The organism is Bacteroidota bacterium (assembly GCA_034439655.1).
Lineage (GTDB): Bacteria > Bacteroidota > Bacteroidia > UKL13-3 > UKL13-3 > CANJUD01.
Map to the genome: position 1 here is coordinate 1 of JAWXAU010000072.1, position 10,751 is coordinate 10,751.

A 10,751-nucleotide genomic window follows, 5' to 3' on the forward strand; every position below is an offset into this window, starting at 1 on the left:
AACTACATCCCGAAAGCCCCGCTTAATCCCGATAATTATCGGGATGCGGGGGGATTAGTCCCTTTCTTTTGGACTATTATATATTGAGTTTCGGTATTATTCAAAAAGATTTCTAATTAATAATCATGCGATGCTATATTTGCAGCCCGATTAAAAAAAAATTTTTGCCCATATGGTGGAATTGGTAGACACGCCATCTTGAGGGGGTGGTTCCGTAAGGTGTGGGAGTTCGAGTCTCCTTGTGGGCACAAATATTTGATGATTAAATGTCCGCCGCAGCGGATTGATTTTATGATCTTGATTTCTGAAGTTGCTATAAACGATAACAGTTTATCTGCCAATCGTTAATCAACCATCAATAATTATTGAATGATTTAGGTGGCAGAAGAAGACTGAAAACTATAATAGTTTATTCTCTTATCGTCAATAGTCAATCAAAAATATTATAGTTTTGAGCAGCTATTAGCCTCTTTCTATTAGCTCAATCATATGGCGTTCCTTATTCAGTAGGAAAGCACAATGTCTGTTATCAAATGCAACTGATATAAATTTGTTTATTAACCTGTAGCCTTCCTCTTCAAGGCGGTCAATTTCAGCATCTATATTATCTACATAAACACCAATATGATAAAATCCGGGATTGTTTTTTAATCGCTCCAGCAGGAAAGAGGGCGGGCCATAGGGAGCTACAAACTCCATGTGAACGGCCCCCATGGAAAAAAAGCAAACCTTAACTTTTTGGGCCTCGATATCATATATCTCTGATATTTCTCCTTCTGGATGAAGTATCTGATAATCTGCAATGGCATTTTCAATGTTGTTTACAAGACATCCTATATGATGTAGAGTCAAACTCATATTATGCGTTTTTTTTCTTTTCTAAACTCGACATTAAGTCGCCAACATTCTTCCATTCCTGAATCTCGGATGTTTTAAACCTTACTTTAAAATGAGCTTCAATTTCAACTACCAAATGTATATTGCTTAATGAATCCCAATTGTCTACATCCTTGGCCGTTGTTTCGGGAGTAAGGTTAATGCTTTTGTTATTTAAAACATTTCTGAAAATGTTATTTAATTCGTCTAAAATCTGGTTAGTGTCCATGTGGTATTGTTATTTGTTATTAGTGTTTTTTTGTGTTCGTATTTTGTAAAGTAAGTAGTTCGAATTTACCTCAATAACCAAGGTAATAACTTTTCAAGTTGAATTGCTTTTCAACGAGAAAATTATGCATCAGCAGTGTTATAAAATTGATACTTTTTTCAATTGTATAACTTCGATAAGCAGGTGCGATTTTCTTCATCCAATAAAAATGACCCTATAAAAATTTGTTTGAGTGTTTCGGTACTTTTTGGCTTATTCATCTGAACCATCCCTTGCGAGTTGTAGCTCGTCAATCGTTCCGCCGCGGCGGACGTAACTCGTAATTTAAACTACGGCTGTATGGTCAGTACCACTTTATATCTTCCGCTCTTGCTTTTGGTTAAAGCAACTTCTACAGTTATTCCGCTTACCATATCTTCCTTTTCGTAGGCAATAAAACGGTATATTTGGTTGCTGCCTTCTTCGGGTTCAGTTACAAAAACCCATCCCTCCAAACAAATTTCGGCAGTAGGTAAAAATTTCGAATAAGCCTTGGTAGCTTCTGAACCATTAGCGGTTTCTATTATAGTTGCCTCATATTTGCTATGCGGGCCGTCCACAATTATCTGTGCACTGTTAGTTCCACGCACTAAGGCAGTTGCTTGGTATACACTGGTATACTTCATCGGTTTTTTGGCTCCTCTGATACTTTTGAATTGCGTTCGCGAAGCATCAATCACTTTCCAAATGGACTGGCACCCAAATTTCTTAACCACACTGTCAGGGATTTCTCCCTGTATAGTTTGAGCTTTGCTAGGAATGACGATAGCAAAATATAGAATCACAAATGAATATATAAACCTTTTCATTGCCTGCAAATAACTAAAATAAAAACTATTATTTGTATTTCCAATGCAAATTCTTTTCCATATTCCAATTTGGGAGTGTCCACAAAAAACGAATTTGTATGGTAGTGGGTGCTTTTTTATAGCATATATTTGCCCTAGAATATATATAATGAACTAAAAATGAAAAGTCTCAGAAACATTGCCATTACTATCGTAGTAATATTGGGCATCTTGATTGCAATTCCTTACCTTTTTAAATCCAAAATTGTGGGCCTCATCAAGGATCAAGCAAACAAGCATTTGAATGCAACGCTCAACTTCGATGATGATATCAGTATTGGGCTGCTACGATCATTCCCCAATTTATCAATAGGGATTGACAATTTGAGCTTGGCTAATAAAGGAGAGTTTGCGGGCGATACACTCATATCGGCCCAAAATATATATATTAAAATGGACTTGATGAGTGTGTTCCGTGGCGATGAAATTTTAATTAAAACTATCAAACTCGATCATCCACGCATCAATGCTAGGGTATTGCAAGATGGCCGAGCCAATTGGGATATTACGCTGCCCGATAGTTTGAAAAAACCAACCGATACCACGCAGTCCAAATTTAAAATGAAGTTGAAAGAATTTACAATTATAGATGGTTACGTGGTATACGATGATAAACAGTTAGGCTTTTACACCAAAGCCGAGCATCTGGATCATACCTTATCGGGAGATTTTACTGAAGATAAATTTGATCTCGACACCAAAACAAGTATTGCCGATTATACGATGGGTTATGGCGGTGTTAGTTATTTAAGCAATGTGAAAACCAACATCGAGGCGGTAGTTGCTATGGATATGAAAAATCTTGCTTTTGTGTTCAAAGAAAATAAAATCAATCTCAATGAGTTGCAATTTGGGCTCGATGGCAACTTCGCCATGCCGGGTGATGATATGAAAATGGATTTGAAATTGATATGCAAACAAACCGAATTCAAAAATATACTGTCATTAATTCCTGGTATATATAAAACCAGTTTTGCTCAAGTTAAAAGCAGTGGACAAATGGCACTGGCCGCAAATGTTAAAGGTATATATAACGCCAAACAAATACCGGCTTTTGGGGTTGATTTGAATATAAAAAACGGATCCTTTGCTTACCCAAGCATGCCCAGCGATGTACGAAATATTAATCTCAATTTAAGTGTTAAAAATACGGACGGAATACTTGATCATACCATCGTGAAGATGCCCGCGGCCCATGCTGAGATTGGTAAGAACCCATTCGATATGAAATTGATTTTGCAAACTCCAGTTAGCGACGCACAGATTGATGCACAGATAAAAGGTATTATAGACTTGGCAGAGATTGCACGAATAATTCCCCAAGAGAAAGGTACAGAAATGAATGGGATTCTTAAAGCTGATATAAGTGCCAATGGCCGCATGAGCACCATTACCAATAAGCAATATGAAAAATTTAACGCGAAAGGTAATTTGGAAATAAATAATTTCATATATAAAACCGCATCTTTAAAACAGCCCCTTAATATACAAAACGTAAATTTGGATTTTACGCCGAAATATGTAAACTTAGAAAAATTTAAATGCACTATCGGTACAAGTGATATAGAAGCAAAAGGTAAAGTGGAAAATTTCTTGACCTATATATTTAAGAATGATATTATAAAAGGAAGTCTCGATATAACTTCGAATTATTTTAATTGTAATACATTTTTGAGTAGTGCCGCTACCGATAATAAAGCTCCGCAACCTAAGGATACAGTGCCATTGGAAGCATTTTCATTGCCTGTTGATGTAGACTTTGTATTAAATGCAAAAGCAAAAGAAGTATTATATGATAATCTGTTACTCAATAATACAGTTGCAAAATTATTATTACAAAATGGGAGATTAACTATCGAAAATTTGGAATCGGGAATGATGGGTGGTAAAGTAAAAATGGATGGTTATTATGATGCCAATAATATTGCGAAACCCGATATAAATTTCCATATCAATATGAAACAAATGGATATTGGGCAAATCTCAAAATACTGTGCTTCTATTAAATCTTATGCTCCTATTGCAAATTATATAACAGGTAACTTCAATACCGATTTTATAGCCAACGGAAGTTTAGACAAACACCTCAAACCCCTACTTGCAACACTTAATGCTATTGGCGATGTAGATTTGCCCAGTTTTAAAATTGCAGATTTCGAACCTGTTAATCAAATAGCGGATGCATTGGCACGTCAAGATTTAAAACAATTGGAGCTGAAAAAAGTGCAAATGCCGTTCAGCATCAAAGATGGAAAAATATATCTGACCCGTGGTCTGCAAACAGAGTTGAAGGGCAATACCTTGAAGATAGATAAAGATGGATATACAGCGTTAGACCAAAGTATACATTATAATATGATTGTTGAAATTCCACGAAGCCAACTTGCCCAAGCCGATGTGGAGTTGAATAATCTATTAGACCAAGCCAAAAAACAAGGTATTATTATTAATATGGCACAAAAAATTCCTGTTAATATTGCTATGACCGGAACTGTGACGAAACCAATTGTTAAGGCCAGTATGAAAGAAGCCAAAGCCAAATTTGTAGATGATATTAAAAACCAGTTGAAGGGTTATATTAACCAAAAGAAAGATGAATACATAGATAAAGGAAAAGCTGAGTTAGAAAAGCAAAGGAAAGCAGCCGAAGATAAAGCCCGTGCCGAAGCCGATAAAGTGAAACAACAAGCCGAACAGAAAGCTAAAGAAGAAGCCGACCGGGCTAAGAAAAAGGCACAGGAAGAATTGGATAAGCAAAAACAAAATGCCAAAGACAAAGCCAAAGATGCCATAAAAGGCAAGTGGAAATTATAATATATCAGCAAATATAATTGATTAAATAACTATATACTTTTTTCGAAAATAATACTGCATGAAGAATATCAAATATCTAATTATACTTTTACCATTTATACAATCATGTTTTTTGTTCAAACCCAGTAAGAACGAAAAATTATCCAAACAAAAAAATAGAACATCATGGAATGCTAATGATACATTGGCCGATGTAAAAATGCACGCTGATGAAGAAGAGCAAAAATCGAAAGATATAACAGAAGTACCTGCACGCGAAACCGATATTATACACATGGACTTAATTATGAATTTCGATTGGGCCAATGAAACGGTGATAGGGGAGTGTACCCTGCAATGCAAGCCTTATGCTGAGTGGGTCGATACTTTGGTATTGGATGCACGTAGGTTTGAAGTGCAAAGTATATTATATGGCATCCAAGATGGGTTGAGCGAGCCTAAGATGATGAACCCTACAACATTTGCCTATCCCGATTCAGAACAATTACATATATATGTACCCCGAGATATAAAAAATATTAATGGTTATAAAACTTATAAAGTATATATAAAATATAAAGCCCGGCCACGGGAAACTAGCAACCAAAAAGGAATGGCCATTAGCAGCGATAAAGGATTATATTTTGTAAATGCACAAAATAAATATATAGATCGCCCACGCCAGTTATGGACACAAGGCGAAACAGAACATAACCACAATTGGTTCCCTACGATTGACCATCCAAATGAAAAAATCACCCAAACTATTACATTAACTGTTGATAGTACTTTAACAACTTTGTCAAATGGATCATTAAATAATTCACTCAATAATGGCAATGGTACACGCACTGATAAATGGATGCATTTACTGCCTCATTCGCCTTATTTGGTAATGTTGGCTGTTGGTAATTTTGTGAAGGTTAAAGATAGCTGGAATTGGGTTGAGCCAAATTCAGAAATCAATGGCGTGCAACGGTCAAAAACTATCGATGTCGATTATTATATGGAACCTGAGTTTGCACCTTATGCAAAAACTATATTCGGCAACACACCAGAAATGATGACTTGTTATAGTGATTTTTTAGGTGTACCATATCCTTGGGCCAAATATGGACAAGTAGTGGTTCGTGAATATGTATCGGGTGCAATGGAAAATACTTCGGCTACTTTGCATGGTGAATTTTTGAATAGAATACCGCGTCAATGGTATGATAATAATGCAGAAGATGTTATAGCCCACGAGCTGTTCCACCAATGGTTTGGCGATTTGGTTACCTGCAAGTCATGGCATCATATATCTTTAAATGAAAGCTTTGCCACCTTTGGAGAAATATTGTGGCATGAGCATAAAAAAGGCAAGGATGCAGCACAACTCAAATTCCAAAATAATTGTAAGGCAGGTTTGCGTACCGACCAATATAAAAATGTCCCACTTATTCGCAAATCGTACGAAATTCCTGAAGAAGTTTTTGATGGAATTAGTTATCCCAAAGGTGGTGCTATTATACAAATGCTCAGGCACGAATTGGGAGATAAATCTTTCTTTAAAGGATTGAATATATATCTTACTCAAAATGCTTATAAAAATGCAGAGGCACACCAATTACGTTTGGCATTTGAGGAAGCCAGTGGGCGTGATTTGAATTGGTATTTCAACCAATGGTATTTTGCACCAGGCCATCCCAAAATTACAGCAGAGATTGCTGCGGGAAGCACTGCTACTGATTTTGTATTAAACGTGTCTCAAAATGGTTACAAGTTGAACGAAGAATTATTTCCGTACCGTCTTCCTTTGCAAATTGGTTTTGTGGTTAACGGAAAAATGGAGGTTAGAAATGTGAAAGTGAATTCTTATTATCCCAATTTCAAATTTCAATTTGATGCTATGCCCGATGCAGTTTTATTGGACCCTAATCAGCAATTATTAGGCGAATTTGAAATTAAACAAAGCACAAAAACTATTATAAATTTGCTTAAAACTGCAAATACATTCGCTCAGAAATCGCTGTGTCTCGACATGCTTGCAGAAACAGAATTCGAGTTGTTTGATGAAACTGAAAAGCAGGCCACGGTTGACCAATTATTATTGTGGGCACAAGATATTACCTTCCTCGAAAGTGCCAGGGCCATCAGCATGCTCGATAGATTGGAGAAAGCAGATGACCGTGCAAAATTATATAATAGTATGTATGACCTTGCCAATACCGATTCTCGTAAAAATGTTCGCAAAGAAGCACTTGATTTTTTGAGTAAGGATCCTACAGAAAAATTAATTCCACTATTGCAAAAATTAGTTTTCGATACCAGTTATATAATTCAAAGCAATGCACTAAAACTATATCTGCAACTTGATTCACAGAGAGCATTTATTGCCGTAAAGCATTTGATGGATAAGGAGAATGACATGGTAGAAAAAACCAATATATTAGTTCGTCTTGCCGAGTATAAGTTTCAAGAATTGGGCAACTATTTTATTGCCGTATTACAAACAAATGCATATAAACAATTAGATGAACTAGCTACCGCGTCTTGTATATATTTGGAATGGTGCAAGGATAAGGAAGCAGCAGCAAATCTATTAGATATATTAAATATACTGCACGATAAACCAATTAAAGGGATAGACAGCAGTATCAAGGAAGATATTAAGGAGTTATCTAAAAATACCTCATTGGCTACAGTAAATACAACAGAATATTATATCAACCAAAGATGTAAAGAGTTGTTGGACAAGTGGAGTGAAAAATAAACAAGTGTCATTCTGCACGCCGCAGCGAATGTATCAGAATCTTTACAATATGCTTGTTCTACTATACGAGGTTTTACAACGTCACTTTCACACCCAGTGTATAATAAGCTCCTCTGCGGAATTTCATAATAAGTTTATCGCTACCGTCGCGGCTGAATTTGCCATTTAAATCAGTGTCTTGCACATAAAATACAGGATTGTTAAGCATATCTTGTATACCTAGGTTCAATGACAAACGTTTGTTTAATTTTTGTGATATGGTAATATCAATGGTGTGACGAGACAACTCACCAATATTGGGATATTGTAGCGTGCCCAATAAAAATATACGAGGCCCAAATACATTATATAATAAACTTATTTGTAAACCATTGCTATCGTTCTGATAATAGAATCCGGCATTGATGATATAAGGTGATTGCCCTTGTAGTTGTGTTTTATTTGTTTGGTTTATAGTTTTGCTTATATATAAACGGCTTTGAATTACTGATATATTTCCGACTACGTTTAAGTTAGACAAGCCTTTGCATTTGATAGATTTACCAAGTGCTCCCATGTTTTTTCTAAAATCAATTTCCACGCCTTGGGTATAGGCCCAATCGCCATTTACAAATGAGAATGATCTGCTATCGCTGCCCGATGAAAGTATAATTTGTTGAATAGGGTTTTTAAAAAATTTGTAGAATGCACCGACTTGCACAAAATCGGAACCCTTACCATATAATTCATAACGCAAATCGAAATTTTGTATCGAAGCTACTTTTAATATATTTCCATTGGGGAATAAAACGGTATTAAACAAAGAGCCATAAGTACCCGCACTAAAATTAAAATCATAGAAGAAGAAAGGCGACCACTCACGAAACTCGGGTCTGTTCAATGTTTTGCCATAAGCCATACGCAGTAATGATTGCTTGTTAAAATTATATGCTACGTTAAAAGATGGCAACCAAAACTTGGTAATAATTTCGGGGCTGATACTGTCTTGGTTCAATCTACTTTGTAACGCTTGTTTATTATATTCATATCTGAGGCCACCAACTACTTTTATTTTCTTTGAAACTTGCACATTCAACATCCCGTATCCTGCGAACAATTTGTTTTGGGCTCTGTATTTATCCGAAGGGCTAGTTATCTCATCAAGTTTGAAGCCCGTGGGCGTACCAATATTTTGAGGGGCGAAAATTTGTTCAATAGGCAATCGAGTAAGTACTTGTGCCTCAGCACTAGGTTTTATAACATATCCCAGAACGCGTGCTTCAAATGAACGCTCTTTAAGTTCTACGTATCCACCGGTACTTGCCTCAACGGCCATCCCTTTTATTTGGGTTTTGTATTTTAAGCTTTGTGCTATTGAATATACATTTTCATTCAAGGTTGAAAAGAATCTTCCACCGCCATTTACAAAATCTACTACATTGGCCACAGATGCTTTATACATGCTATCGGGAGCAGTGCGGTCTTTTACATACCTTATCCTTCTTAGGTCTGGATCTATGCGGTGTATACGAGAGTACCCCGCAGTCCAATCATAAGATAGTTTTTCATCTATCCATTTATGATTGCCACTTAGTTGGCTTGTATAAGTAGTTTTCGATTGATAGGAATATTGATACGATTTTTCATTGGGACCCTCCATCCAATCGCTGTTACGCAACACGGTTTGCTGCATACCTGTTTGGTTTAATAGGTTTTTGAATTCGATTCGGTGATTGCCAAATTTAATAGCAAAGTTTTCCAATATATTAAGCCTAACGGTTTGTGTGCTTTGTTTGTCGCTGAGGTCTAAGGTTTTTGAAACAGAATCCCAATCTTGCCTTTGCACATTAAACACAGTTGAAGTATTGCTGTAACTGATGCCAAAAATATTGCCCAACTTTACCTTACGTATGGTAGCGAGCTTATTGAAATTGAAATTTACACGCATGTCGGGCATGGCTTTTTGTTCTTGCTTGGCCCAATCGCTGCTAAAAGCTTTGGTTTCAGATTCAATATTCTTATCATACTTCGATATATATTCGTTAAGTCCAGTAGGAAGTTTACGTTGTCCATCGTCGAAACCTAACCAATCAGTTTTGCTTTTGGTATTATAGTCAAACATATTTCCAGTGCTTCCGCTTCGGTATGAGCTTTTAATATCAAAAGAAATGCTTGTTTTTTCTGGAAATGCTTTGGTATATATTTTCACCATACCGCCAGCAAAGTCACCAGGCAAATCGGCTGAGGGTGTTTTATATATCAAAATCTTGTCGATAAGTCCCGCAGGAATAATATCGAACGAAAATGCTTTTTTGTCTGTTTCCGAACTTGGGGCAGCGGCATCGTTGAGCCAAACGGTATTATAGCGGTCGTTCAATCCGCGTATCATAATAAATCGGTTCTCAATAATGGTTACGCCAGGAACTCTCCTCACCACTTCCGAGGCATCACGATCCTGACCTTTCTGTATCTGGCTTGCCGATATTCCGCTCACAATATTATCGCTTCGTTTCATGTCGAGCACGATAGCAGCCTCTGTGTTTTTGGCACGGGTGGCGGTTACTCTCGTACCTTTTAATTGCTCGGCATCTGCATTCTCCATTTTCACTTTTATTGTAGTGGTGTTATTGGGTTGCACGGATACTTCATTCACTGCCTTATTTTTGTAAGTGCCATTTATAAATTCTAAATTATAAACGCCCGAATCTAAATCTGTAAATTGAAAGCCTCCAGTATTATCGGAAAAGGTATTTAGTTTTTTGCCTTTTAAATTAATATTCACCCCAGAAAGTGGCTCACCTGATTTCGCATCCACTACACGGCCTGCTATTTGTCCTTTTTGGGCAAGAGTATTTAAGGAAGAAAAAATTACGAGTGCGATGATTAATAGGTATTTATGAACCATAAAATAGAAATTAGATTTGCCCACAAAATTTAATATTTTATGTTACCGAAGTGTTTCCTCTATTTTACTTTTGGGTTATGCTTATGTGAAGATATATTTATATTCAATGAAAATTTTCTTTCAATAAAAAGTGTCTGTGTGGAAACTCGGTGTTTGGATTGATTTTTTTTTTTGAGTTTAACTACAAGGGGCATTTTTAATACAAGCACCATATAATACCATTTCTTAAACTAAAATAGTTCTCCGCCTGTGGCGGATTTAGTTTTTAGAATGGTAATGCCGAACTACATCCCGAAAGCATTCGGGATTAGTCCCTTTCTTTTGGACTAT

6 protein-coding genes and 1 tRNA gene are annotated in these 10,751 nt (G+C 36.4%); 3 read left to right on the forward strand and 4 right to left on the reverse strand.

The features are described 5' to 3' along the window. Positions 1 to 166 precede the first annotated feature (166 nt). Positions 167 to 248, forward strand: a tRNA-Leu gene (locus SGJ10_04455). A gap of 214 nt (positions 249 to 462) precedes the next feature. On the opposite strand, the gene SGJ10_04460 is transcribed toward SGJ10_04455, so the two are convergent. The 3 genes from SGJ10_04460 to SGJ10_04470 all read right to left on the reverse strand — a co-directional run bounded on the left by SGJ10_04460 (position 463) and on the right by SGJ10_04470 (position 1,953). Next, a complete protein-coding gene (locus tag SGJ10_04460) occupies positions 463 to 858 on the reverse strand; it encodes a VOC family protein (GenBank protein MDZ4757380.1) in 396 nt (131 codons plus the stop codon). Between the two features lies 1 nt (position 859). Continuing rightward, positions 860 to 1,105, reverse strand: a complete 246-nt coding sequence (locus tag SGJ10_04465) for an acyl carrier protein (GenBank protein MDZ4757381.1) — start codon at positions 1,103 to 1,105, stop codon at positions 860 to 862. A 329-nt stretch (positions 1,106 to 1,434) separates the two neighbouring features. Next, on the reverse strand, positions 1,435 to 1,953 hold the full coding sequence (locus tag SGJ10_04470) for a hypothetical protein (protein ID MDZ4757382.1): 519 nt from the start codon (positions 1,951 to 1,953) through the stop codon (positions 1,435 to 1,437). 159 nt (positions 1,954 to 2,112) lie between these two features. Here SGJ10_04470 and SGJ10_04475 point away from each other — a divergent pair, with 159 nt between their 5' ends. After that, a complete protein-coding gene (locus SGJ10_04475; protein MDZ4757383.1) occupies positions 2,113 to 4,806 on the forward strand; it encodes an AsmA family protein in 2,694 nt (897 codons plus the stop codon). A gap of 58 nt (positions 4,807 to 4,864) precedes the next feature. Further along, positions 4,865 to 7,537, forward strand: a complete 2,673-nt coding sequence (locus SGJ10_04480) for a M1 family aminopeptidase (protein MDZ4757384.1) — start codon at positions 4,865 to 4,867, stop codon at positions 7,535 to 7,537. 73 nt (positions 7,538 to 7,610) lie between these two features. Here SGJ10_04480 and SGJ10_04485 read toward each other — a convergent pair whose 3' ends face one another. After that, complete coding sequence (locus tag SGJ10_04485) at positions 7,611 to 10,421, reverse strand: TonB-dependent receptor (protein ID MDZ4757385.1); 2,811 nt, start codon at positions 10,419 to 10,421, stop codon at positions 7,611 to 7,613. Positions 10,422 to 10,751 lie beyond the last annotated feature (330 nt).